The sequence below is a fragment of the Cupriavidus oxalaticus genome (assembly GCF_004768545.1).
GTDB lineage: Bacteria > Pseudomonadota > Gammaproteobacteria > Burkholderiales > Burkholderiaceae > Cupriavidus > Cupriavidus oxalaticus_A.
Window position 1 is genome coordinate 291,538 of record NZ_CP038634.1, and the last position, 24,160, is coordinate 315,697.

At 65.1% G+C, this 24,160-nt stretch carries 20 protein-coding genes; 14 read left to right on the plus strand and 6 right to left on the minus strand.

All coding sequences use genetic code 11. The features are described 5' to 3' along the window. Positions 1 to 67: 67 nt before the first annotated feature. The 3 genes from E0W60_RS01295 to E0W60_RS01305 all read right to left on the minus strand — a co-directional run bounded on the left by E0W60_RS01295 (position 68) and on the right by E0W60_RS01305 (position 7,659). A complete protein-coding gene (locus tag E0W60_RS01295) occupies positions 68 to 4,009 on the minus strand; it encodes a beta strand repeat-containing protein (RefSeq protein WP_135702757.1) in 3,942 nt (1,313 codons plus the stop codon). An 88-nt stretch (positions 4,010 to 4,097) separates the two neighbouring features. Next, positions 4,098 to 5,480 carry an HlyD family type I secretion periplasmic adaptor subunit gene (locus E0W60_RS01300; RefSeq protein ID WP_135702758.1) on the minus strand — a complete coding sequence of 461 codons (1,383 nt, stop codon included), beginning with the start codon at positions 5,478 to 5,480 and terminating at the stop codon, positions 4,098 to 4,100. Next, on the minus strand, positions 5,464 to 7,659 hold the full coding sequence (locus tag E0W60_RS01305) for a type I secretion system permease/ATPase (RefSeq protein WP_135702759.1): 2,196 nt from the start codon (positions 7,657 to 7,659) through the stop codon (positions 5,464 to 5,466). Before E0W60_RS01305 ends, E0W60_RS01300 begins: the two co-directional genes overlap by 17 nt. Before the next feature lie 494 nt (positions 7,660 to 8,153). Between E0W60_RS01305 and E0W60_RS01310 the strand changes: the two genes are divergently transcribed. Beyond that, positions 8,154 to 8,378, plus strand: coding sequence for a DUF2188 domain-containing protein (locus tag E0W60_RS01310; RefSeq protein ID WP_135702760.1), 225 nt, complete (start codon positions 8,154 to 8,156; stop codon positions 8,376 to 8,378). A 128-nt stretch (positions 8,379 to 8,506) separates the two neighbouring features. Further along, positions 8,507 to 8,764, plus strand: a complete 258-nt coding sequence (locus E0W60_RS01315; protein ID WP_240745800.1) for a hypothetical protein — start codon at positions 8,507 to 8,509, stop codon at positions 8,762 to 8,764. 29 nt (positions 8,765 to 8,793) lie between these two features. On the opposite strand, the gene senA is transcribed toward E0W60_RS01315, so the two are convergent. Further along, complete coding sequence (gene senA, locus E0W60_RS01320; RefSeq protein ID WP_135702761.1) at positions 8,794 to 9,996, minus strand: selenoneine synthase SenA; 1,203 nt, start codon at positions 9,994 to 9,996, stop codon at positions 8,794 to 8,796. Here senA and senB point away from each other — a divergent pair. The 5 genes from senB (at position 9,995) to phnE (ending at position 14,407) form a co-directional block, all read left to right on the plus strand. Continuing rightward, positions 9,995 to 10,990 (plus strand): selenoneine biosynthesis selenosugar synthase SenB, encoded by a 996-nt coding sequence (senB, locus tag E0W60_RS01325; protein WP_135702762.1) that lies wholly within the window; start codon positions 9,995 to 9,997, stop codon positions 10,988 to 10,990. The genes senA and senB overlap by 2 nt on opposite strands. A gap of 104 nt (positions 10,991 to 11,094) precedes the next feature. Beyond that, a complete protein-coding gene (locus E0W60_RS01330; RefSeq protein ID WP_135702763.1) occupies positions 11,095 to 11,970 on the plus strand; it encodes a putative selenate ABC transporter substrate-binding protein in 876 nt (291 codons plus the stop codon). After that, a complete protein-coding gene (locus E0W60_RS01335) occupies positions 11,967 to 12,794 on the plus strand; it encodes a phosphonate ABC transporter ATP-binding protein (protein ID WP_133094584.1) in 828 nt (275 codons plus the stop codon). The genes E0W60_RS01330 and E0W60_RS01335 overlap by 4 nt, the downstream gene beginning before the upstream one ends. Further along, positions 12,791 to 13,612 (plus strand): PhnE/PtxC family ABC transporter permease, encoded by an 822-nt coding sequence (locus E0W60_RS01340; RefSeq protein WP_135702764.1) that lies wholly within the window; start codon positions 12,791 to 12,793, stop codon positions 13,610 to 13,612. Before E0W60_RS01335 ends, E0W60_RS01340 begins: the two co-directional genes overlap by 4 nt. Positions 13,613 to 13,615: 3 nt before the next feature. Continuing rightward, positions 13,616 to 14,407, plus strand: coding sequence for a phosphonate ABC transporter, permease protein PhnE (phnE, locus tag E0W60_RS01345; protein ID WP_135702765.1), 792 nt, complete (start codon positions 13,616 to 13,618; stop codon positions 14,405 to 14,407). Between the two features lie 10 nt (positions 14,408 to 14,417). Here the strand turns inward: phnE and E0W60_RS01350 are convergent, their stop codons facing one another. Beyond that, the gene (locus E0W60_RS01350; protein WP_240745801.1) at positions 14,418 to 14,831 is read right to left on the minus strand and encodes a DUF1330 domain-containing protein; all 414 of its coding nucleotides are present in this window, start codon (positions 14,829 to 14,831) and stop codon (positions 14,418 to 14,420) included. Between the two features lie 132 nt (positions 14,832 to 14,963). Between E0W60_RS01350 and E0W60_RS01355 the strand changes: the two genes are divergently transcribed. Beyond that, positions 14,964 to 15,428 carry a YaiI/YqxD family protein gene (locus tag E0W60_RS01355; RefSeq protein WP_135702766.1) on the plus strand — a complete coding sequence of 155 codons (465 nt, stop codon included), beginning with the start codon at positions 14,964 to 14,966 and terminating at the stop codon, positions 15,426 to 15,428. Between the two features lie 162 nt (positions 15,429 to 15,590). After that, the gene (locus tag E0W60_RS01360) at positions 15,591 to 16,454 is read left to right on the plus strand and encodes a DUF4239 domain-containing protein (RefSeq protein WP_240745802.1); all 864 of its coding nucleotides are present in this window, start codon (positions 15,591 to 15,593) and stop codon (positions 16,452 to 16,454) included. Positions 16,455 to 17,059: 605 nt separating this feature from the next. Here E0W60_RS01360 and E0W60_RS01365 read toward each other — a convergent pair. Beyond that, positions 17,060 to 17,932, minus strand: a complete 873-nt coding sequence (locus tag E0W60_RS01365) for a LysR family transcriptional regulator (protein ID WP_135702767.1) — start codon at positions 17,930 to 17,932, stop codon at positions 17,060 to 17,062. 174 nt (positions 17,933 to 18,106) lie between these two features. On the opposite strand from E0W60_RS01365, the gene E0W60_RS01370 reads away from it, so the two are divergent. The 5 genes from E0W60_RS01370 (at position 18,107) to E0W60_RS01390 (ending at position 24,151) form a co-directional block, all read left to right on the plus strand. After that, positions 18,107 to 19,093 (plus strand): NAD(P)H-quinone oxidoreductase, encoded by a 987-nt coding sequence (locus E0W60_RS01370; protein ID WP_135702768.1) that lies wholly within the window; start codon positions 18,107 to 18,109, stop codon positions 19,091 to 19,093. 864 nt (positions 19,094 to 19,957) lie between these two features. Then, the gene (locus tag E0W60_RS01375; RefSeq protein WP_135702769.1) at positions 19,958 to 20,794 is read left to right on the plus strand and encodes a phytanoyl-CoA dioxygenase family protein; all 837 of its coding nucleotides are present in this window, start codon (positions 19,958 to 19,960) and stop codon (positions 20,792 to 20,794) included. Positions 20,795 to 20,831: 37 nt separating this feature from the next. Then, positions 20,832 to 21,227 (plus strand): RidA family protein, encoded by a 396-nt coding sequence (locus E0W60_RS01380; protein WP_240745803.1) that lies wholly within the window; start codon positions 20,832 to 20,834, stop codon positions 21,225 to 21,227. Between the two features lie 90 nt (positions 21,228 to 21,317). Beyond that, positions 21,318 to 22,751, plus strand: coding sequence for an MFS transporter (locus tag E0W60_RS01385; protein WP_135702770.1), 1,434 nt, complete (start codon positions 21,318 to 21,320; stop codon positions 22,749 to 22,751). Between the two features lie 68 nt (positions 22,752 to 22,819). After that, positions 22,820 to 24,151 (plus strand): NAD(P)/FAD-dependent oxidoreductase, encoded by a 1,332-nt coding sequence (locus E0W60_RS01390; protein ID WP_135702771.1) that lies wholly within the window; start codon positions 22,820 to 22,822, stop codon positions 24,149 to 24,151. Positions 24,152 to 24,160 lie beyond the last annotated feature (9 nt).

Here is a 24,160-nt window from a genome sequence, read left to right on the forward strand (position 1 = left end):
TTGCTGCTTGCGCCTGATGCTTGCCTTTGACGCCAGCGGTGAAGTGATATGAAATCAGCGGTATGAATCAAGCGGTATGAATATTGCCGTTGCTCAGCAGCGTATTCAGGTCGAGCCCGACCACGCCCTGCAGCACCGCCACGTCCTGGAAGGCCGCGCCCGAACCACCGCCATCCCGGTCAAGGCTGACCACGGTATTGCCATCAATCTCGGCGAGCCGCACGAATTGCGCCGCGTTCGCGGTGGTGACACTGGCGCCGGACAGCAGGTCGGACAGGTCCAGCACATCGCCACCTGCCGCCGCGGGCGTGACATCGAAATCGGAGATCGTGTCGACCGAGGCCGCATCGGCGCGCAGGAAGCGGTAGGTATCGCTGCCGCCGCCGCCGCTCAGCTGGTCGGCCCCGGCCCCGCCCACGAGCAGGTCGTTGCCGCCGCCCCCTGCGAGCTGGTCGTTGCCCGCGCCCCCACGCAGCACGTCGTCGCCGCCCGAGCCGGTAATCGTATCGTTGAAGGCCGACCCGATCACCCCTTCCATGTTCCGGTAGCTGTCGATGCCCAGGCCGGACGCCGTCCCCAGATCGACGGTAGTCGTCGCGCTGCCTTGCGTCAGCGTGAAGACAACCGAGCTCATCGCATCGGCAAAGTCCAGCAGGTCGAGGCCTTCGCGGCCGTCGATGATGTCATTGCCGGCGCCAGCGCGAATGATGTCGTTGGCCAGGCTGCCCGTCAGGGTGTCGCCAAAGCGCGAGCCGATCACACCCTCCATATTCTGGTAGGTGTCGGTACCGAGTCCGGTCCCCGAGCCCGTGTTGAACTGGGTGGCGACGTTGCCCTGCGTCAGCGTGAACGTCAGCGACGCGCCTGCGTCGGAGAAATCCAGCAAGTCGATCCCTGCGCCACCGTCGATGGTGTCGTTGCCGGCGGCACCGCGCAGTACGTCGTCGCCGGCACCACCGTTGAGCGAGTCGGTACCCGATCCGCCAATGAAGACGTCGGCAATGCCGGCGCCGGTCAGCGTGTCGTTCTGGGAGCCGCCATCGAGATAGGAAGCCTGGTATTCCAGTCCCTCAAGGGACACCTTGGCACCGTTCTCGGTGAGCATGACATTGACCGAGACAGTTGCGGTACTGGTGCCGCCGGCGGCGTCCGAAACGGTATAGGTGAAGCTGCCGGAGGTCTTGTCGACGTCGAAGCGGATGTAGCTGCCGTTGGTATCCGCGACGAAAGCCAGGTTGCTGACGCCCCCGTTCGCGGAGCCCAGCCCCGTGACCGACAGCGCCATGCCATCGACATCGCCATCGTTGGCAAGCAGTGCGCTGACCGGAATCAGGATGGTGCTGCGGCTGTTGCCATTGCTGTCGTTGGAGACATAGACCAGGTCGGATGCCGCCACCGGTGCATCGTTGACAGCACTGAGCGTGATGGCAACGGCGCTGGTGTCGGCTGAGATGCCGTCGCTTGCCTGCATCTGCACCGACGCCGTGCCGGCATAGTCCTTGTCGCCGACGAACGTCATCCCGTCCAGCGCGGCATTGATCGCCGCGTCGGTGCCCGTAAACGTCATGGTGCCGTCCGCGGTGCCATCTCCCGCCAGGAACTGCAGGCCGGCAATGCCGTTCAGCGTGATCGTGCCGGCTGCCGCCGTCAGCGTCACGGTATGGCTTGCGTTGTCCACATCCGCGATGCTGAGCGCATTGCCCGTGGCCGAACTGAAAACCAGCGGTGTGTCTTCCCGGCCCGCCTGCACCGTTGGCACGGTGTTCACAACGGTATCGTTTTCACCGGTGATATTGACCGTGATGACCTGGCTGGCGCTGAGATCCGACGATTGCACGGTCAGCGTGTCGGTCACGTGCTGCCCCGCTGCCAGCGCGTCCGCCTTGCCCTGGTCAAGCGTGTAGGTCCACGCGCCCGTGTCGCTGTCGAAGGAAAAATTCCCGTACTGGCCGACCAGGCTGTCCGGCGCCACGGCGGCAAAGTGCGACTGCCCGGCATCGCCATCGCTAACGGTCAGCATGCCGCTTGCGAATGCGTCGCCCGTGGTGCCGTTGGCCACGCCACCCGCCTCGGTCACCGAGGTCTCGTCGCCGGCCGATGCGGTGATGATGGCCTGATCGTTGGTGCCGGTGATATTGACACTAATCGTTTGCCGGGCGGTCTGGTCCGCTGACACCACGGTCAGCGAATCGCTGGCCTGCTGGCCTGCGGTCAGCGATTCGGCCTTGATGTTGTCAAGCGTGTAGGTCCAGGCGCCGGTATTGCTGTCGAAGGTGAAGGTGCCATAGTTTCCGGAAAGGCTGTCCGTCGGCACAGCGGCGAAATGCGCTTCACCGGTATCGGCATCAGTGACCGTCAGCGTTCCGCCGGCCGAAGGATCACCGGCAATGGCGTTGGCCAGCCCTCCGGCCTCCGTCGCCAACGTATCTTCGCTGGTCGATGCCGTGATGGTGGCGTGGTCGTTGGCGCCGGTGATATTGACGGTGATGGTCCGCTGGGCGGTCTGGTCCAGTGACACCACTGTCAGCGAATCGGTGACCTGCTGGCCTGCGGTCAGCGATTCGGCTTTGCTGTCGTCAAGAGCGTAGGTCCAGGCGCCGGTGTTGCTGTCGAAGGTGAAGGTGCCATACTGCCCGACCAGGCTTTCCGCCTGCACGGCGGCGAATTTCGCTTCACCGGTATCCACATCGCTGACGGTGAGCCTCCCACTGGCCGAAGGATCACCCGCAACGGCATTGGCCACCCCGCCAGCCTCTGTCGCCAACGTATCTTCGCTGGCTGACGCATGGATGGTGGCCACATCGTTGGCACCGTCGACCCGGATGGTCAGCACCGACGATGCCGACGCCTGCCCATCGGTCACGCTGTAGCTGAAAGTCTCATCGACATGGTCGCCACGCCGCAGTGCCTGCACCTGCGCATTGCTGTTGTCCAGCGTGTAGCTGTAGCTGCCGTCGGCGTTGATCTGCAGCGTGCCGTACTGGCCGACATAGATGCCGGGACTGGACACCGCCAGCACGTTGCCGGCGTCGATATCGCTGTCATTGGACAGCACATTGCCGGTAATCGGATTCGGATGATTGTCTTCGGCCATGCCATGGGTGTCGGCGGCGGCCGTGGGCGCATGATTGTCGTAGCCGGCAAAATCGCTCCTGGCGAGTTCATGCAGGCCGTTGAGCTGGATGACCATCTCCGCTGTGGCGGGATTGCCATCGACATCCACATAGACATAGGTATTGCCGCCCGATTGCCCGAACCAGGCGCCATGAGCCGTCGGCGTGCGGCCTCCCCATTCGAAGCCGGTCTGTCCCAGCACCGGCCGCAGGTCGAGACGGTCGGTGCCGCGCTGGAAGTCGGTGATGACATCCATGCCGCCCGCAGAAGAATCCATCACGGCGCTGTAGACGAACACATCGCGGCCTGCACCGCCACTCAGCAGATCGCCGCCACCGCCGCCGCCGATGGTGTCGTTGCCACCTTCGCCATAGACGGTGTCCTTGCCGTTGCCGCCGGCAATGATGTCGTCGCCGCCCACGACGGCGTTGTTGCCGTTGTCGCCGTAGATCAGGTCATCGCCATTGCCGCCAGCGATGCGGTCGTTTCCAGGCTGGGCCGACTCATGGCCGCGCCCAAGCTGGTAATCGGCGTAGCTGTCGAAGCCGTCGCCATAGATGGTATCGCCGCCGTTGTCGCCGGTGTAGAGCGCAGAGCTCGCATCGAGGCTGCCGATTACATCGTCGCCGCTGCCGCCATAGACCGCATCGGCCCCGTTGCCGCCCGCCAGGCTGTCGCTGCCGCGCCCGCCGAATACCCGGTCCTTGCCATTCGCACCCAGCAGGGTGTCGTCGCCGTCGCCGCCTTCGACGATATCGTCGCCGTTGCCCGCGTCGACGTAGTCATTGCCATCGCCGGCGCTGACATAGTCGTTGCCGTTGCCGCTCAGGATGGTGTCGCTGGAAGTGGTGCCGCTGATATTGTCGATGCCATTGCCGCCGGTCAGTGTTGCCATGGTTCCCCCGTCCTGAATGCCGGCCTGGTGGCCGTGCCTTGCTGGTTGTGATTGTGCGCGGGCTGCGCGCGTGCCTTTTTTGTTGCGCTTACCGTTCCCGGAACGCCAGCTCCCGGGTCTTGATGATGGGCTTGAGCAGGTAGTGGAGCACCGTCTTCTGGCCAGTCAGCACATCGACCGTGGCCACCATGCCGGGCAGGATGGGCACCTGCACGGCGCTGCCGCCGGGCCGGTTGTCGCGAGTGCGCACGCGTACCAGGTAGTAGCTCTCCGGCCGCTCGCCCGGGCGTTCCGGCGTCAGCGTATCGGCGCTGATATGTTCGACCGTGCCGGGAAAACCGCCATAGATCGAGAAGTCATAGGCCGACAGCTTGACCACCGCCGGCTGCCCCGGGCGCAGGAAGGCGATATCGGCCGGGCGCACGCGCGCTTCCACCAGCAGCGTGTCTTCCAGCGGCACGATTTCCACCAGGTCCATGCCGGGCTGCACCACCCCACCGACGGTATTGACCTTGAGTTGCTTGACGATGCCGGCGAGCGGCGCGCGCACCAGGGTGCGATCGACACGGTCCTGCAGCGCGGTGTTGGTGGCGCTCTGCGCCGCCTGCTCGGCCTTGGCCTGGTTCAGTTCGCGCATGGCCTCCGCGCGGAAATGCGTGGCCGTCTCGTCCAGCTTCTGCTGGCTCTCGCGCAAGGCCGCTTCCAGGCGTGGCATGGCCAGCCGCGTGGCGTCGAGCTCGCCCTTCAGGTCGTTGGTCTGCCGCTCCAGCCGCAGCACGTCGACGTCGGACACGACGCCCTGCGCCACCATTGGCCGCATCATCGCCAGCTCCTGCGCCACCAGGCGATGGCTCTGCCGCAGCTGCTGCTCGCGCGAGCGCTTCTCGGTCAGTTCCTGGCGGCGCTGCTCGGACTGCTGGCGCAACACTGACAGATTGGCTTCGAGCGCGCGCTTGCGTGATTCGAACAGCGCGTGTTCCTCGGCCAGGAACCGGCGGTTGTCTGCATCGCCGGCCGCGCTGGCGACGAACGCCGTGCCGGCAGACTCGGCACTCAGGCGCGCAATACGCGCCACCAGCGCATCGTCCCTGGTGCGGCCTTCCTGGTACGAGGCGGTAAAGCGGGTATCGTCGATACGCATCAGCGCCTGGTCCTTGTTCACGACCTGCCCCGGGCGCACCATGATCTCGGCGACGATGCCGCCTTCGAGGTTCTGCACCACCTGCACCTGGCTGGACGGGATCACCTTGCCCTCGCCCACCGTCACTTCATCCACGCGCGCCAGCGCGGCCCATGCCAGCGCCACCAACACGAACAGCAGCGTGCACAACAGGATCCAGTGCGTGAACCAGCGCGGCCCCGCCACCGCTGCGGCCTCGCGCTCGCCCATGAACACGGTGTCATCCGCGTGCGGCCGCAGCGCTGCGGCCAGGCGGCGCAGGCGATTCCGGGTCTCATGCAGACGCGACATGGAGCTTCCTTCCTGCAAGCGCGTTCAGCACATCGGCCTTCGGCCCGTCGGCGACAATGCGGCCCTGGTCCATTACGATCAGGCGGTCGACCAGGCTCAGCAGCGAGCCCCGGTGCGTCACCAGCAGCAGCGTGCGCCCACCCAGCGCCGCGGACAACCGCGACTTGAACTGCTCCTCGGTGCGGTTGTCCATCGCGCTGCTGGGTTCATCCAGCAGCAGCACCGGCGGTTGCAGCAAGTCGGCGCGGGCGATCGCGATCGCCTGGCGCTGCCCGCCCGACAGCCCTTCGCCGCGCTCGCCAAGCCGCAGGTCATAGCCATCCGGCAGGCGATCGATAAAGTCGCTGACGCCACCCAGCCGCGCCGCGCGCAGCACCGCCTCATCGTCGGCATACGGTGCGCCCATCACGATGTTCTCGCGCACGGTGCCGCTGAACAGCATCACCTCCTGCGGCACATAGCCGATATCGCGCCGCAGCGCCGCGGGGTCTAGCTGGCGCACATCCGCGCCATCGACCAGCACCGAGCCAGTCTCCGGTGCGTAAAGGCCCAGGATGAGCTTCTCGATGGTGGTCTTGCCCGAGCCGATGCGGCCGATCAGGCCAACGCGCTCGCCGCTGGCAATGCGGAAGGACACGTCGTCCAGGACGGCGCCGTCGCGGCCCGGATAGCGAAAGCTCACCTGCCGGAATTCGATCTCGCCCCGCAACGGCGGACGGTGCACGAAATGCCTGCCGGGCGGGCGCTCGACTGGCAATGCCATCATCCGGTCAATGCCGGCCAGCGCGGTGCGTGCCTGGTGGTAGCGCGTGGTCAGCCCTGCCATCTGCGACAGCGGCGCCAGCGCACGCCCGGCCAGGATGGTGCAGGCAATCAGGCCTCCCATGGTGAGCCGGTCTTCGGCGATCAGGTAGACGCCGATAACCACCACCACCAGCGTGGCGGCCTGCTGTGCGAACAGCGACACGTTGATCACGCACGCTGACAGCAACCGTGCCCGCAAGCCCAGCCTTGCCATCTGCCCGACCACCTGTTCCCAGTTGCGCTGTGCGGCACCGTCGGCGCCGACCGTCTTGATGGTCTCGAGCCCGACCAGGGTTTCCACCAGCGCGGCTTGCCGCTGCGCCGCGCAGGCACTGCTGGCGCGCACCGCGCGCGACAGCGGTCCCTGCAATGCCAGGCTGACACCCAGCACCAGCGGCACCGTCAGCAGCGGCACCCAGGCAAGCGGGCCGCCGACCCAGAACATCGCGACGATGAAGACCGCGGCAAACGGCAGGTCGATCAGCGTGGTGATGGTGGCGGAGGTCAGGAAGTCGCGCACCGATTCGAACTCGTGCAGCTGGCTGCTAAGGCTGCCCGCCGACGCGGGCCGCGACTTCATCTCGATGCCCAGCACTTTGCCGAACACCGTTGCGGAGACGGTCACGTCGATGCGCCTGCCCGCCACGTCGACAAAATAGCCACGCAGCGTTCGCATCGCCAGCTCGAACAGCAGCACCAGGCCAACCCCGACAGCCAGCGCCCATAGTGTCTCCAGCGCATGGTTCGGCACCACGCGGTCGTAGACGTTCATGGTGAACAGCGGCATGGCCAGCGCGAACAGGCTCAGCAGCAGCGAGGCGACCATTACCTCGCCATAAACCGGCCAGGACTGGCGCATCACACCCCAGAACCATTCATGGGGCGCAGCCGGCGCGCCATCGTGCGCCGCCGCATCCGTGCGATGCGCGGGCCGGGCAAAGATGGCATGGCCGGAGTAGCGCGCCAGCAGTTCTTCTGCGGGCACAACCTGCTCGCCGTTCCCGCATTCGGGCAGCGCCAGCACCACGGTGCCCGCCTCGCCCCGGCGCAGCAGCACGCAGGCCTGTCCCTGGTCAAGCAGCAGGATCGCGGGCAAGACCAGGTCAGGAATCCCTTCCAGCTTGCGCCGCACCAGCCGCGCCGACATGCCGGCCCTGGCCGCCGCCCGCGCGAACAGCGCCGGGGTCAGGCGATGCGAGGCAAGCGGCAGGCCGGAAAGCAGCGCCTCTGCTGACGCCGGCTGGTGGAAGTGGCGGGCCAGCCAGAGCAGGCAATCCAGCAACGGATCGTCCGGACGCGCCTCGCGGCATGCCGGGTCCGGCAGGTTCCAGCCGGTATCCCCGGCCTCCCGGGCAGGGATGGCGGCAGCATGCATGGCCATTGCCCTCGCGCTTCAGCGTGCGCGCGCGCCACGCCGCCGCGGCGCGGCATGGCATGCCGCCAGCAGCCTGGCGCGGCCTGCCGCCGCCTCACGCCATGCACGCCGTGCACAAGGCGTGCGTCGATTGCATCCATCCATGTTTTCCCCGGTCCCATTTGTTATGACGTTTTTTGCAAGCGTATGCGGCGGAGGTCTGTGCGCCCATCCTGCAAATGGCGCAACCGGGCCATCGGAGACGCTCGAAGCAATCATCCGTATGGCGTTTCATACATGCAACATCCGGGAAAGAGCGCCAAGAATCAGGGACCGCGCGGGCCACCAAATATCAAGGCATGATGTATTCGCGCCACGCCCTACTTAAGTGGTGTATATCCCTCGGGCGGGCACATAAGACAATACAAAGACAATATAAGACAGTGATAGTGCGCCAGCCCGCTCTGGCAGGGTGCGCTTGTTTTTCTTGTCACAACTACGGCGGGGTCATCCAGATGCCTACGCGAATCTTTCGCGTTGTTCCGGCAGTTCAAGGCTGGGCCCTTGAAATTGAAGGTCTTGCGGAAAAGCCCCTGCTTTATACCTCTCTTGAAGCTGCGATAACCGCGGGATGGCACCGGGCGAAGCATGATAACGCCGAGCTTCACATCCACCGCCAGGATGGAACCGTCCGCCTGCTGACCGCTCTCGCAGCCGATTCAGGCGGCAACAAGGAGTGAAGGCTTTCTGGCAGGCTGCACCGCGGATAATCCGGCGTGTGACGCCATCTTCACCAGGTGTAGGACGCCGCCCGATAGCTACGCGATTGCCGCTGATCTATCACAAAGGCATGAGCACAGGCTTCCGCATGGAGATCATCATGCAACCCGGATTAGAGGCGCGATGCATAGAGCAGGATCTGCAAGACCTGGACGACACGGATCTGGCCATCCTGCGGGCCGAGAAACGTATCGCCGCGCAGGAGCTACGGATCGCTCAGTTGAACCGGGATGGTATCGATAGCGCCAGTGCGCAGGCAATGCTGACCAACATGCGTGAAGGTCTCAAGGAACTCATCATGCACCGTGCGCTAATCGTGCATGGCATCACCTATCGCGAACCCTAGGCAAACCCGGCACGGCCTATGGCACCTCCTCAACCGCAGCAGCGGAATCCGACGAAGAGGTCGCTGCGGTGCGGCAGGTAGAAGTTGCGGTAGCGGGGATGCTTCATGCGTGCATGGGTAGCGAACGATCCGCCGCGAACCGAGCGATGCGTGTGAAACCAGGGGGCGGAATATTCCTGGTACGGGTCGGGCGAGAATCCTGCGTAGGGTACGAACGGATCAGCCGTCCATTCCCACACGGCCCTCCCCCAGCGGATCAGGTCATGCGTTGCCGCATACTCCCATTCCGCTTCCGTGGGCAAGCGCTTGCCGGCCCAGCGGCAATAGGCTTCCGCCTCGTAGGCATTGATATGACACACGGGCTGTTCGGGCGGCAGCGGCACCCATTGCCCGAACCAGCGCAACGCCCATTGCCCGGGGGGGCCGCCGGCTGGCCGGCGCCAGCGACCCGGATGCGCCAGCCCGCCCTGCTGCAGCCATGCGCGTCCGTCGCCGGACCACCACTGCGGATCGCGGTAGCCGCCGGCGGCCACGAAGTCCGCAAACTCGGCATTGCTGACACAAGTGCGATCGATGCGGAAAGGGGCGAGGTGGACGGGGTGGGCCCACTTCTCGTTGTCGAAGACAAAGCCGTCGCCCCCTGCGGGCGCCCCCATCAGGAACGTGCCGCCGCCTGCGGCTGCCGAGCCGGCGCCTGGCGCAATGGAAGGCATGCCAAGCGGGGCATGCAGCGGATAATCGAGCGTCTGGCGCATATAGGTCAGCGCCTCCGCGTGCATGTCTTCGTGGAACAAGGCGAGCCGGAAAAAATAGAGCGCCTGGTCGGTATCATCCGCCACGGCGAGGCTGGCCCGGACACGCTCCAGCACCGCCGCCACGTAGCCGCGTACTTCCCGCAGCGGGGGCAAGGCGAGCTTCCAGCGATCCGTGTGAGGAACGAGCGAGGAATCGAAGAAGCGGTCGGCATTATCGAGCATCGACGGCAGGCTCGCGACCAGGCGGCCGCCCGCGCCCGGACGCGGATCCCGCAGCACCCAGTGCTCGGTGAACCACGCGACATGCGCGTATTCCCACAAGGGTGGATTGATCCCCGGGTCGTAGCGAACCTGCCACTGGGACGGCGACAGATCCTGCAGGATGGCCCAGGTGCGCCGATGCGCATCGGTAAAAGCCGCATCGAGCCCGAATTTGTTTATCCTTCTGGCTGCACCCCCTTCAGAGCCGATCGTCATGCGTCCTCCCAAGGCCACTGTCGCGATTATCAGCCCGGCACTCCGCAAAGCCAATAACGGCAACTGGCAGACCGCACATCGCTGGTCGCACTTCCTGCAGGCAGATTACGGTGTGACCGTGGCCGCGGAGTGGCCGCCGGGCCACTCAGGCGGTGCGGTCCCGGCGTGCCTGATCGCGCTGCACGCCCGGCGCTCGGCAGATTCCATCGCCAGGTTTGCCGAAGCCTGCCCCGGCCGTCCACTGGTGGTGGTGCTGACCGGGACGGACCTGTACCGCGATATCCGCAGCGACGCATCCGCCCGGCGCTCCCTGGAGCTTGCCACCCACCTGGTGGTGCTGCAGGACGAAGGGCCCGCCGAACTGGCCCCCGGGCATCGTGCCAAGTGCCGGGTCATCTACCAGTCCGCCCCGGCAATCGTGCCGGCAGCGACCAGCCACGATGCGTTTGACGTCGTCCTGGTGGGTCATATGCGGGCGGAAAAAGACCCGGCGACGCCCATGCTGGCCGTGATGCTGCTTGCTGAGGATTCGCGCGTGCGCCTGACCCATATCGGCGCCGCCCTGGACGAGAGCTACCGGGAGTCAGCCGAGGCGCTGCAAGCGCAGCGCTGGCCAGGGCTCCAGCGCTATGTCTGGCTGGCAAACCTGCCTCACACCGAGACGCGGCTGCGCATCGGCCAGGCGCAGGCGCTGGTCATATCGAGCGTGATAGAAGGCGGCGCCAACGTGATCATCGAAGCCGTTACCAGTGGCGTACCGGTGCTCGCCAGCCGCATCCCCGGCAACATCGGCATGCTGGGCCGCGACTACGAGGGCTATTTCCCGCCGGGCAATGCCGCGCATCTGGCGGAGCTGCTGGAACGCGCCAGCCGCGACGCCGCCTTCCTGGCGCGCCTGCGGCAGCAATGCGCACAGCGGGCGCCGCTGTTCGCACCGGAGCGCGAACGCGCCGAAGTCATTGGGCTTGTCGCCGAAGCCCTGAAGCCGGATTAACCTAGCCGGATTGACCAGGAGAGGCCTTGCCCGGATTGCGGTAGCATAGGCGCCCTTTTGGATAGTCCATCACCATCACCGCCGTTCTTCGACCACGCCCGATCATGATCCCGACCATATTCCCGCGTATCGCGAAACGCCTTGCCGCGCTTGCCCTGTTTGGCCTTGCCGGCCTGTCCGGTGCCCAGGCGGCACAGACCGTGCTGAAGGTGTCGGCCATCCCCGACGAGGCACCGACCGAACTGCAGCGCAAGTTCGCGCCGCTCGGCAAATACCTGGAGAAGGAAACCGGCATGAAGGTGGAGTTCGTGCCAGTGACGGATTACGCCGCCGTGGTCGAGTCCCTGGCGACGGGCAAGCTCGACATGGCATGGCTGGGCGGTTTCACCTACGTGCAAAGCAAGATCCGGACGCAGGGCGCCACCATCCCCATCGTCCAGCGACAGGAAGATGCCGCGTTTACCAGCAAGTTCATCACGGCCGACAGCAGTATCAAGACCCTGGCCGACCTCAAGGGCAAGACCTTCGCCTTCGGCTCGCCGTCCTCGACTTCCGGACACCTGATGCCGCGCAGTTTCCTGCAGCAGGCCGGCATCGATCCGGACCGGGACTTCAAGACTGTCGCCTACTCGGGCGCCCATGATGCAACGGTCGCCTTCGTCCAGGCCGGCAAGGCCGACGCCGGCGTGCTCAACGCCTCGGTCTGGGACAAGCTGGTGGAGCAGCACAAGGTGGACCCCGGCAAGGTCCGGGTGTTTGCCGTCACGCCGCCCTACTTCGACTACAACTGGACCGTGCGCGGCGGGCTCGACCCGGCCTTGGCCAAGAAGCTGACCGAAGCGTTCCTGCGCCTTGACCCGGCCAATCCCGAGCACAGGGAGATCATGGCACTGCAAAGGACCGTCAAGTACATCCCCACCCGGCCGGAGAACTACGCCGGCATCGAGGCCGCGGCCCGCGCCGCGGGCCTGGTCAAGTGAGTTTCAGTCTCGACGCAGCCAGCGTCACCTACCCCAACGGGCAGCGCGCGCTGAGCCGGATCGCCTTGTCGGCGGGCAGCGGCGAGCGCATCGCCGTCATCGGTCCCTCGGGCGCCGGCAAGACCTCGCTGCTGCGCCTGCTGGCAACGTCGCTGCGGCCCGGCGAAGGCCGCGTCGAGATCCTGGGGCAAATTCCCTGGGCACTGAGCGCCGCACGCCTGCGGCGCCTGCGCTGCCGCATCGGCATGGTGCACCAGGCACCGCCCATGCCTCCGCGCCAGCGCGTGATCACCGCCATCCTTGCCGGCCGCCTCGGTATCTGGCCCGGCTGGAAATCCATGCTCTCGCTGGTCTATCCGGCCGATATTGCCGGTGCCAGCGAACAGCTGGCGCGACTGGAGCTGGCCGACCGCCTGTTCGATCGCTGCGACCAGTTGTCGGGCGGCCAGTTGCAGCGTGTCGGGGTGGCCCGCGTGCTCTACCAGCGCCCGGAACTGATCCTGGCCGACGAGCCGGTCTCGGCGATGGATCCCGTGCTTGCCAACCTGACCCTGGGCGAGTTGCGCAAGGAAGCCGATACGCGTGCGGTGACGCTGGTCGCCAGCCTGCACGCGGTAGATCTGGCGCTGCGCTGGTTTCCCCGCATCATCGGCCTGAAGTCGGGCGAGATCGCCTTCGACCTGCCGGCCGGGCACGTCACTGACGCCCTGCTGCGCGAACTCTACGCCTCCGAGAGCGAATCGCCACCCGTGCAGGGCAGCCGGTCCGTGGCCATCGCCGCCACTGCCGGCAGCGTTGACCCACGCAGGGCGGCATGCCGATGACCACGCATCCACGCGACCCGCAGGCGCTGCGGCGGGCCAGCGGCCTGCTGCTGGCGCTGCTGCTGCTCTGGCCCCTGCTGCGGCTGTCCCGGTTCAGCCCGTCGGCGCTGTTCGACGCGGCAAACCTCAAGGTGATGGGCGGCTTCCTGCGCAACTTCCTGCCCCCCGAGGTCTCGGTCGAATTTCTTGGCTACGTGGCCAAGGCAACGCTGGAAACGCTGGCTATCGCGACCGCAGGCGTCGCGCTGGCCTTTGTCATTGCTGCGCCGCTGGCTGTGGCAATGTCCAGGAGCCTTTCCATCTCGCGTATCGGCCCGGGCCCGGGAAAGCGGGTGCGGGCAGCGTTGCGCACCGCCGTGCGGGCGCTGGTGCTGCTGCTGCGTGGCGTACCGGAGCTGGTCTGGGCGCTGGTCTTCGTGCGCGCCCTGGGCCTTGGCGCGGCGGCGGGCGTGCTGGCGCTGGCGGTCACCTATGGCGGCATGCTGGCGAAGGTCTATGCGGAAATCCTCGAATCGAGCGACCAGCGCGCGGCGCAGGCCCTGCTCACCGGCGGCAGCGGGCGCCTGGCGGCGCTGTCCTACGGATTGCTGCCGAATGCCGCGCAGGAGCTGGTCTCGTACACGGTGTATCGCTGGGAATGCGCCATCCGGGCGTCGGTGGTGATGGGCTTCGTCGGCGCCGGCGGGCTTGGCCAGCTGATGGACCAGGCCATGAAGCTGCTCAACGGCGGCGAAGCCGCGACCATCCTGCTTGTATTCCTGCTGCTGGTCCTGCTGGCCGACGCGCTCAGCGCCCGGCTGCGCAAGATGCTGGAATGAACCATGGCGACGAACACGCCCACGGCCGCCCAACTCTGCCTGAAGTGCCTGCTTACGCTGCTCGCCGTGGCCATAGCGGTTGCGGCAAGTTTCGCCTGGCTCTCGCTTGACCTGGGCCAGCTCATTTCCCGGGACGCTGCAGCCGGGATGCTGCGCTTCCTGCTGACGTTCTTCCCGCCGGAGCTGTCGCCGGCGTTTCTTGCCAGAACCGGTGTCAGCATGCTCGAAACGCTCGCGATTTCCGCCGTGGGCACGCTGTGTGCGGCGGTGCTGGGTTTTGGCCTGGCACTACCGGCTTCCGGGCTCTACGGCGATGCGCTGCGCACCTTGTCACGCTTGCTGCTGAACCTGCTGCGCTCGATTCCCGAGCTGGTATGGGCTGGCCTGACCGTGCTCGCGGTCGGCCTTGGACCGTTTGCCGGCACCCTTGCCCTGGCACTGCACACGGCGGGCGTGCTCGGCCGCCTCTTCGCCGAGGCGCTGGAGAATGCGCCGCGCACACCCGCCCGCGCGCTGGCGGAAAAAGGCGCCCCCGCCGCACTGGTCTTCATGTATGGGACGCTGCCCTGCGTATGGCCCCAGTTCCTGTCCTACACCCTGTACCGCTGGGAAACCAATATCCGCGCGGCGGCGATCCTTGGCTTTGTCGGCGCCGGCGGGCTTGGGCAGATGCTGTATTTCGAGCTGTCCCTGTTCCATATGCCCCAGGCTTGCACGGTGATCATCGCCATGCTTGTCCTGGCGGCCGTGGTCGACACGGCCAGCGCGATCATGAGGGTTGACCGGCCATCCTGAAATTACGAGGTTACGGGGCAATCCCTTCTAGCGCGACAATCCTTGTCGTCGCACATTTTTGACGGATCGCCTTAAGACGAGCGTACTCTGGTGACTCATACCAGGCCATCAAGGAGTCCATGCTCGGGAACTCGACGATGACGAGACGATGTGGCTGCCAGTCGCCTTCGAGAACTTTGGTCAGACCACCACGGCCCAAATATTTTCCGCCGTAGCGGAACTCAGTGGCAGGTACTTCTCGCTTGTACTCGTCGAAAATGGCAGGGTCCGTTACATCGACATCAGCAATCAGGTATGCAGCCATGGCGCGATCCTTTCCTGCGGCAATCCCACCGCCCACTGTTGTTGCTTGATTGTAGGCGCTGCCGCCGGTCGAGCCTGGCCGTACTACAAGTAAAAACTTGCCGTTTGCGTATGGAGCCATGCGCTTCCGCGGACGGTGAGGTGCGGCGTTATGCGCTTCGCCACATCAATTGCGAAGCTGGCGCGCGCGGCGGACTGACGCGGTACGCAGGCAGTAATATGAGCATTCCGCCCCTCAATTGGAAATACCGCGATGCAAGTACTGGTTGACGCAGACGCCTGCCCGGTTGTCGTCAAGGAAATGTTGTATCGGGCCGCGCAGCGTGTCGGAGTGTGCGTCACGCTGGTGGCGAACAAGTATATGCGCACGCCGCCTTCCCGCTTTATCAAGGCACTGCAAGTGCCGGCGGGCTTCGACGCCGCCGATGACCGTATCGTCGAATTGGTCAGCAACGGTGACCTCGTGATTACGGCGGACATACCCCTTGCCGCCGCTGCCCTCGGCAAGGGCGCTTTCGTGCTCGACCCACGAGGAATCTGGTTTAGCCGAGAGAATATCCAGGAGCGCCTGACGATGCGCGAGGTGATGGACCAGCTCCGCGGCTCGGGCGTCGATACCGGCGGTCCGGCACCGTACGCCTCACAGGATAGCAAGGCGTTCGCTGGCCAATTGGACCGATTCCTGGCACGCCATGCGCCGCCAGGTGCGGTCGCCTGAAGCGTGCTACCCACAGCAACGCAATAGTGGACCGGCTCTGATAAACGTGGCTCCCGCCAGTCGCTTGCCGGCCATCTACGGGCGTTGGCTTATGCCGTGACGCCGACGTTCAAGCGTCAGTTCCACCCAGCTATCGGACGCCGGTGCGGAAGCGCACATACTGTGGCGAAACTTTTCCATACCGTCTTCAACGTTGAAAGCGCGCATCGCGGCAATGCACCGGAGACGATTTTGGCATCACTACTTTATGGTGCCGGTTGGGCCGGCGGGCTGGTGTTGGCGGTCGCAATATTCACAAGTATCCTGATCGCCCTGGAGCTCGGCCGGCTGGTGTGGCAATGGCAGGTTGCCTCCGGTCGCGAACCGGAGACAACGGGCGTCAGCGCGGTCGCAAGCGCGATATTCGCACTGCTTGGGCTATTGATCGCCTTCACCTTTTCCGGCGCGGCAAGCCGCTTTGATATGCGGCGTACGCTGATCGTCCAGGAAGCCAACGATATCGGCACTGCTTACCTGCGTCTGGATCTGCTGCCGCAACCAGCACGTGGTGAGTTGCAGGAGATACTCCGGCAATATCTCGATACCCGGCTTGGCGCCTATCGAGCCGTCCCTGACCGCAAACGCGTCGAGGCTTTCTTGGTACGTTCGGACGTACTGCGTGAACACCTCTGGACAAGATCCGTAACGGAGTCCCAGCGATCCGCTAGTACGGCGGCCACCATGCTTCTGTTACCAGCGCTCAATGCAGCATTCGACACGGCATCGACCCGACTCGCCGCAACAAAGGAACATCCGCCCGGCGTCATCTTCGGCATGCTTTTCGCGCTTTGCTGGGTTGGGGCATTGTTTGCGGGCTATGGCATGGCCAGCCGCAGTCCTCGAAACTGGTTGCATGCGCTTTTCTTCGTGGCCTCGCTGACGGTGACACTCTATGTCATCGTCGACTTGGAGTTTCCGCGGTTAGGCCTGATCCGCGTTGACGCTTTCGATGAGGTGTTGCAGGAAGTCCGCAATGGAATGCGATGAACCAACAGGTGCAGCAGCGCGCCAGCGGCAAGAGACAGGTTGAGTGACGTCTGGATGCGCTCGAGAGTCCTGAGCTGACGGTACACCAAGTTAACGAGCGGAGTAAAGCAATCCACCCAGCCCCCCCGACTCCGCCGACCACGACAAATGCCAGTGGCGACGATGCGGCTTGTCAGGGCCACCCAATCGCGGCTATCGCTGTCCGGACGACGTCATCAGCCGCACTGTGCGCTGGGCAGATCCCAGAAAGTATGTGCGGAATTGAGCAGTGGCCGCTGTACTCTGAAAGTGGCCGTCGCGGCGTCTTGTGCTCGAAGGGCAGCAGTGGGTCGGGAAGCGCCTGCTGGCAAGTGGCTGGCAGAGGTCGCTTGCCGATCTCTATCTGGCCGCAGGCAGAAACGGAATCCCATTGGTGGCGCCTCCATTGATTTAAGGCGTGGCGACATCGCTGCCCCGTGAGCACTCGAGAAGGCGGTCAAGGTCATTCGCGCACCATCTGCGGACGACCGCAGTTCGGCCGACGCGGCCGTCCAAGGTCTGGGAGGTGTTTTTCATACGCTCCTGGCCACTTGGTATCCTTGTTGCTGCCAATACCCCGCCCTCGCTCAGCGGCTGCCCTCGAATTCTGCCACGATGGCCTCGATCATCGCCCGCACCCGGGCGGTGTGGCGCAGGTCCTGATGGGTGACCAACCATACCTCGTAGGGCTGCGCGCGCTCGCGTTTGGGCCAGATCCGCACCAACCCGTCGCGCTCGGCCAGGTGCACTGGCACTTCGCCGATGGCAATGCCGGCCTGGATCGTCGCGCGCAGCATCAGGCTGGAGTTGACCGCCGACACGAGCCGGCCCGCGTGGGTTGGCTCGCCCACCAGCGTCGGAAGGCGGCTGCCGCTGGTATGGGGCTGGTAGATGACGAGGTCGTGCCCGGCGAAGCCGGTGCCGACGGCCGGCTCGCCGTGCCGCTTCAGGTATGCCCTCGATGCGTAGAGTCCCACCGCCCAGCGGGCCAGCAGGCGGGCCGCCAGGTCGGGGTTCTCGGGCTTGATCGTGCGCACCGCGATATCCGCCTCGCGTCGTGCCAGGTTCATCATCTGGGTGGACGTGTTGAGCTGCACGCGCACGTCCGGGTGCTCGGCGTGCAGCCGCTCGATGGCCGGGATCAGGAACCCCAGCGCCAGCGTGTCGGTGGTGGTCACTCGCACCTCGCCTTCCAACCGGGTATCGACGCCTTGTGCCTGCCGGGCCAGCTCGTGGGCCGACTGCTCCATCTTCTCGGCGGACCTGAGCGCGTTCTCGCCCGCGTTGGTCAGCACGTATCCATCGGAGGTGCGCAGGAACAGCGTGGCGCTCAGCGCGTGTTCTAGCGCGGCGATACGCCGGCCCACGGTGGCCTGGTCCATGTTGACTACCTTGGCCGCGCGCCGCAGAGTGCCCTCGCGCTGCACGGCCAGGAATACACGGGTGTCGTCCCAGTTCATATCGGATCCTTCCGAGGAGGCGGATGAGGTGATGCAAAAATGCATTGCTGACCTGGAATATATCAGCATGACTGCATCGCCGCGCCGACCTACATTGAGGCCCTGGCACAGAAACCGGGCCGCGTATGGCTGATCTGCCCATCGGCCTCCGGCCCATCCACTAAGGACATTCCCATGAAAGCCATCGACTTCCAGGACTTCGGCGACGCCGACGTCCTGCAACTGCAAGATCTGCCCGTGCCCGAACTGCGCCCGCAGGACCTGCTGGTGCGCACTCACGCCGCCGGCGTGAACCGCGCCGACATCATCCACCGCCGCGGCGGCTATGGCCGCGCCAGCTTTGGCGATTCCACGGTGATGGGCCTGGAAATCGCCGGCGAGGTGATCGCAGCCGGCGCCGAGGTGGCTGGCTTTGCGACTGGCGACCGCGTAATGGGCATAGTGGGCGGCGGCGGCTATGCCGAGGTGGCGCGCATCGACTACCGGCAGGCCATGCACATCCCCGACCGGCTTGACTACGTGCATGCCGCCGCGATTCCCGAGGTGTTCGTCACGGCGCACGAGGCGCTGCTGCACCTGGGTCGTCTGCAGGCTGGCGACAAGGTGCTGATCCACGCGGGCGCCAGCGGCGTGGGTTCGGCCGCCGTGCAATTGGCGCATGCCACTGGCGCGCGGGTCTTCGCCACGGCCAATGGCGGCAAGCTGGCGCGCGTTCGCGGCTTCGGCGCGGACGTGCCGATCGACTACAAGGCCGAGGACTTCGGCGAGGTGGTGAGGCGCGAAACCGATGGCAACGGCCTAGACGTGATCGTTGATTTCATCGGCGGTTCCTACCTGGAGCGAAACGTTCTTTCGCTGGCCAATGGCGGCCGGCTGGTGCAGGTCGGCCTGCTTGGCGGCGCAGAGGGTGCGAATCTACCGCTGGAGCGGCTGCTTTACCGCCATCTGCAGATCATCGGCACGGTGATGAAATCGCGTACGCCGGAGGTCAAGCGGCAGATGGTAGCGCGCTTCTCGCAGCGCTGGCTACCGGGCTTTACTGAGAGCGGACTGGTGCCGGTGGTAGACAGCGTGTACCCGCTGGCCCGGGCCGCCGATGCGCACCGGCGCATGGAGTCGAACCAAAACGTGGGCAAGATAATTCTGTCGACCGGGGCATAGCGGGATCACTACGTTGCCGGCAGGCGGAAAACGACGGTGGATTCAATCCGCCCTGACCTCGCTCAGGCCGCCTGCCAGTTGGCGCTTGCCAACCCGCTCAAGCGTGGTTTCCCTGGCCTGCCCCGCCCGCAGTCGACGCGAGCGCGTGCCTATCATGCAAGCCATCGTTGCTACCAAGCTGGTCGAGCGGCAGTAGTGGGGGAGGAAGGCAATCAGGTAGCGGAGGGCCGAGGTCCCTTCCCGGCCATAAGCGGCCTTTGACCTCGACGAAGCGAAGGACCGTTCTAAATCCACTTGCAGCCATTTGCCCAGGTAGCGTTTCGGGAAACCCCTACGTTGTCGATGGCCTTCAACTGAGCCTTGGTCGACCGCGGGCGTCGCGCCAGTCCCCACACTTTGCACGCCTCACGCCTTTCATGACGGCGGCCATGGGCCGGCGGCGCACAGCACCTTCCACGACCCAGGTGCGCACGGCCCGGTGGGGACATTCAACTACCCGATCTGCGACCAGCCCGGAAAAGCCGGTGGGTGCGGGCCCATCCCGATCCGACCAAGACCCGTCTGGCGGTCATGGCCCTCTGCTACGAATCGAGGCGGGATGTTGCCACAGCATACGCCGCGGTATCCGCACCTCCGTTTTGCCCGAGTTGAAGCCATATACCTAGACAACGCCTTCTTGTCCGCGGAGAACCAAGCACGGCCGAGCTCTCGTCACGATTACACGGACGGCAAACTCGACGATTCTCCAAGAATCCCGATGCTCGCACTTTAACACAACGAGTGTTGTCTTAAATCGAATTGCGAGTTATTGTTCATGCATCGCGCCGGCCAGCGTCCATCACCGAGGAATGAAGGAGACTTATCATGCTTACCACCCAATCCCAACGAGAGGCGTTTCGCGAGGACGGCGCCGTACTTATAAAGAACTGCCTCGACCCTGTGCAGCTAGCCCGGTGCTATGAGGCTTTCAAGTGGAACGTCGCCAACCCGGGCCCATATCACTTCCGCTCGCTGGACGGCACCAGCCTGCAGACCCATATCGACAACGCCAATCCGGTGGTTAAGCAAAAGCTTGACGACCTGGTCACGACGCTGCCGTTCGGAATGGTGTTCCAGGAGTTATGGGGCTCGGAGCATGTTTGGTATTTCGCCGAGGAGGTGTTCGCCAAGGAAGGCGGCAACAGCGGCCGCGGACCGTGGCATCAGGACACCGCGAACCTGCCGTGGGCCGGCCAGCATTGGGGCAACGCGTGGATTACCTTCCAGGCCATTCCAAAGAAGAACTCGCTGGAGATCATTCGCGGCTCCCACCTCGGCATCCAGTACGACGGGGCCAGCTTCGCAAATGCCGATGACCCGACCGATCCGCTGTACGGCGACGGCACCCTGCCCCGCCTGCCGCATATCGACAAGGAGCTCGCCGAAGACCCCAATTCCTGGGACGTGCTCTCCTGGGAGGTGACCCCTGGCGATGTCGTGTTCCTGCATCCACGTTCGCTTCACGGAGGAGCCGCCGTCGATGCCGCCTGCCCGACCCGCCACACGCTGGTGCTGCGCTTCTTCGGTGACGACGCCACGTTCCGCGCCCTGCCAATGTCGAACCCGCGCTATGCCCGCAACGGGCCGCTCTTCCGGGAAGAAATGGCCAGGCTCAATGAAGGCGAACCGTTCCGCTCGCCTGTCTTCCGCCAACTCGCCTGATATCGCCTTGCACGGAGCAGCAGCCATGAAACGACAAATGATCAATCCCGGCCGCACGCAGGCAAGGCACTACGACCAGCTTCACTTCTCTTCGGCGACCCGTGTCGGCGACATGATCTGGGTGTCCGGTCAGGTGGGCTTCGATCTGGTGACGGCCACGGTGGGCCAGGGAATGGAAGCGCAGGCCCGGCTGGCGTTTGAAAACCTGAAGGCGGTGCTCGAAGCCGCAGGAGCCGGCCTTGCCGACGTCGTGGAAATCATGACTTTCCACACCGACCTGCGCGGCGACATCCAGGCATTCGTGAAGGTCAAGGATGAATACCTCCCCGACCGCTATCCCTCCTGGACCGGCGTGGGCGTAAGCCAATTGGCCCGGCCCGAATTCCTGGTCGAGATACGCGCGATTGCGGTCGCCGGCTGCGGCGCCGGCTGACAGCAGAGGCCGTGCCCCGTTTGCACACCGGGGCCGCGGCACGACATCCTTAGAAAAAAGAACAGCGACAAAGCTGATGGAGACATAAACATGAAGCGTCCGAATGCGGTCGTCAGACCGGACAAGCCATCCAGCATTCTTGCGCGGCTTGACCGCCTGCCGGTAATGGCTTCCCACTACGTCTGGGCCGCGCTGCTCGCGGCCAACCTGATGCTGGAGTACTACGACAACGCCATCTTTGCCTATGCCAGTCCCACGATCAAGGCCCACACCAATCTGAGCACCGAGCAGATCGGCGTCATCAGCAGCGCGTTCTTCATCGGGATGATCATCGGGGCTCTGGTGGGAGGAAGACTGTCTGACCAATGGGGACGACGTTCGGTGCTCGTATGGACCACCGTCCTGTACTCGCTGGGAGCGTTGGCGACGGCATTCGCACCTACCTACGAGACCATACTGGCCTCCCGCGTCATCACCGGTATCGGCGTGCAGGCCGCCACATCGGTGCTGCTTGTCTATATCGCCGAAATGTTTCCCGGCAGGGCACGTGGCCGCTTCGTCTCCATAGTGACGATCGGGTTCGTGGTCTCCGGCATCGGTGCTGCCGCGCTGGCGATGTTCTATCTCCCACACGGCAGTAGTGATGCCTGGCGCAACCTGTTCCTGGGCGGCAGCGTCGGCCTGCTGATTGCGCCCCTGGCACGCTTCATCCTGCCGGAATCGGTGCGCTGGTGTGTCTCGCGCGGTCGATTCGACCGCGCCGAACGCATCGTAAGCGAGCTGGAAGCGCGCGCGCTGCGCCGCGGTCCGCTCGACGAACCCGCAATTGCCACCGTTCAACCGACCGCCGCAGCGCCCACGCTACGCGACCTCTTCAACGACAAGGCCTTGCTGCGAACCATAGCCGTGCTCACGCTCGGCTACTTTGGCGCCAGCCTGGCCTATTACCTGTTCGGCCAATGGGGCGTCTACTCGCTCGTATACAGCCTCAGGTACTCCGAGGAACATGCGTATTTCATCCAGTTCCTGTGGAACGTGATCTATGGCGCCACGCCGTTAGTCGCCATGCTGTTTCTCGACCGGTATGAACGCAAGTCCACCATCCTTGTCGTGTCCGTGCTAAGCGCACTGCCGTTGGCCGTGCTCGGCATCTCGGCCACCAGTTGGGCAGTGATCGGGGCAGGAGGACTCGCCGCCATCATCACGGGGCTCGTCGTCAACGCCTACTACACCTACATCCCGGAGACGATACCGACGCAGCTGCGCGCCCTCGGCAGCGGGATCGTGATGTCTGGCGGGCGGTTCGGCGGAGCGGCAGCCGGCGTCCTGGGCGCCGCGCTGTTCTCCGCAAGCGGCATGGCTGGCGTCATGCTAGCGGCGGCAGCCTGCTACATCGTCTTCTCCATCCCCGTCGCGCTGTTCGGCCCGCGCACGACCAACCGCTCGCTGGAAGCCGTTGCCGGCGACGAGTCGGGCGCTGCCAACGGAGCGCGCCAATGCCCGGACACGTCCATGGCCGCCTGACACGGCATTTGCGTCTAGCGCGGATTGTTCCCGCCCGCATAGATCACCAGACAAAGGAAAGCGGCAACGTGACTGAAGACTTCAAGACATATCGAACGCTGGGCGGCTGGATAGAAAGGCCGGCTGACCTGCAGCCATCGCTCGAGGGCCATACCAACGCCGATGTGGTCATCGTCGGCGCCGGCTTTGCCGGGCTATGCGCGGCGCTGGAGCTCGCCCGGCAGCGCGTGAAGGTGGTCGTGCTCGAACGCGAGTTCTGTGGCTATGGAGCGAGCAGCCGCAACGCGGGCTATCTCGCCGGCGGGCAGGGACTCAAGTACGACCGCTTCCTCAAGCGGGCAGGCCATGAGAAAGCGAAGCAGATCGTCCGCTTCTACCAGGAAGGCGTTAGCTTCGCCGAAGGCAAGTTCGCGGAGCATGGGATCGACTGCGACTACAACCGGTCGGGATTGATCCGTGCCGGCATCGACCCGTCGCAGGAAGCCAGGGTGCGCGAGGATATGCGGATTGGCGCCGAACTCGGATGCCCATCGGAGTACCTGGACCAGGCCGAGATGCGAGCACGCGGCATCCCGCCAGCGTTCCTGTTTGGCAGCTACGTGCCGACCGGCGGCACGCTCGATCCCGGCAAGTACGTCCTGGGACTGCGGCGCGCGGCCCTGCGGGCAGGCGTGACGATCCACGAAAACACGCCGTTGCTGTCCTTCACCGAAGGACCAACCGTCAGGGTGCAGACACCTCGCGGCAGCGTCAGCGCGCCGGTCATGATCCTGGCCACCAACGCCTATACGCCCCAGCTCGGCCCGCTCGCGGACAAGGTGGTGCCGTTGCGGCTTTCGGCCCTGGAGACCGAACCGCTTTCCCCTGTACAGCTGGCGGCGCTTGGATGGCACCGCCGCGAAGGCATCACAACCATGCACCGGGTCATGGAGAGCCATCGCCTGACGGCGCGCAACACGCTGGTCTTGACGACCAAGCGCCTGCGCTACCCGTTCGGCTCGCGGACGCCCGAAGTGCCCGAGCACGACCAGTATCGAGCGCTGCGGATGGCCCTGCATTACCGCTTCCCGCCCTTGAGGGGCATCGCCATCCGGCGCTGCTGGAGCGGCTACATCAGCTACGCCGACGACGGCCTGCCGGTCATAGGCCGCACAGGAGCAGACAGGAACATTTACTACGCGGCGGGATGTTCCGGTCACGGCGTCGGCACACAGGGCATGGTCGGACACATGCTGGCGGAAGACATCCAAGGCATCGGCAACCCGCTGCTTGTCATGCTGATGCAACACGCGTCACCCGCGACGCTGCCGGAACCCCTGCGCTGGCTGGCCCTCAACGGCGCCCTGAATGTCGCAAGCGGTCTCGATGAACGTTCGAACCGCAAGGCGCGCCGGGCATGAGGCAGCGTG

Coding starts and splice junctions, on each gene's coding strand:
- E0W60_RS01295 (WP_135702757.1), bottom strand. CDS start 4,009: ATGGCAACACTGACCGGCGGCAATGGCATCGACAATATCAGCGGCACC.
- E0W60_RS01300 (WP_135702758.1), bottom strand. CDS start 5,480: ATGTCGCGTCTGCATGAGACCCGGAATCGCCTGCGCCGCCTGGCCGCA.
- E0W60_RS01305 (WP_135702759.1), bottom strand. CDS start 7,659: ATGCATGCTGCCGCCATCCCTGCCCGGGAGGCCGGGGATACCGGCTGG.
- E0W60_RS01310 (WP_135702760.1), top strand. CDS start 8,154: ATGCCTACGCGAATCTTTCGCGTTGTTCCGGCAGTTCAAGGCTGGGCC.
- E0W60_RS01315 (WP_240745800.1), top strand. CDS start 8,507: ATGGAGATCATCATGCAACCCGGATTAGAGGCGCGATGCATAGAGCAG.
- senB (WP_135702762.1), top strand. CDS start 9,995: ATGCGTCCTCCCAAGGCCACTGTCGCGATTATCAGCCCGGCACTCCGC.
- senA (WP_135702761.1), bottom strand. CDS start 9,996: ATGACGATCGGCTCTGAAGGGGGTGCAGCCAGAAGGATAAACAAATTC.
- E0W60_RS01330 (WP_135702763.1), top strand. CDS start 11,095: ATGATCCCGACCATATTCCCGCGTATCGCGAAACGCCTTGCCGCGCTT.
- E0W60_RS01340 (WP_135702764.1), top strand. CDS start 12,791: ATGACCACGCATCCACGCGACCCGCAGGCGCTGCGGCGGGCCAGCGGC.
- phnE (WP_135702765.1), top strand. CDS start 13,616: ATGGCGACGAACACGCCCACGGCCGCCCAACTCTGCCTGAAGTGCCTG.
- E0W60_RS01350 (WP_240745801.1), bottom strand. CDS start 14,831: ATGGCTCCATACGCAAACGGCAAGTTTTTACTTGTAGTACGGCCAGGC.
- E0W60_RS01355 (WP_135702766.1), top strand. CDS start 14,964: ATGCAAGTACTGGTTGACGCAGACGCCTGCCCGGTTGTCGTCAAGGAA.
- E0W60_RS01365 (WP_135702767.1), bottom strand. CDS start 17,932: ATGAACTGGGACGACACCCGTGTATTCCTGGCCGTGCAGCGCGAGGGC.
- E0W60_RS01370 (WP_135702768.1), top strand. CDS start 18,107: ATGAAAGCCATCGACTTCCAGGACTTCGGCGACGCCGACGTCCTGCAA.
- E0W60_RS01375 (WP_135702769.1), top strand. CDS start 19,958: ATGCTTACCACCCAATCCCAACGAGAGGCGTTTCGCGAGGACGGCGCC.
- E0W60_RS01380 (WP_240745803.1), top strand. CDS start 20,832: ATGATCAATCCCGGCCGCACGCAGGCAAGGCACTACGACCAGCTTCAC.
- E0W60_RS01385 (WP_135702770.1), top strand. CDS start 21,318: ATGAAGCGTCCGAATGCGGTCGTCAGACCGGACAAGCCATCCAGCATT.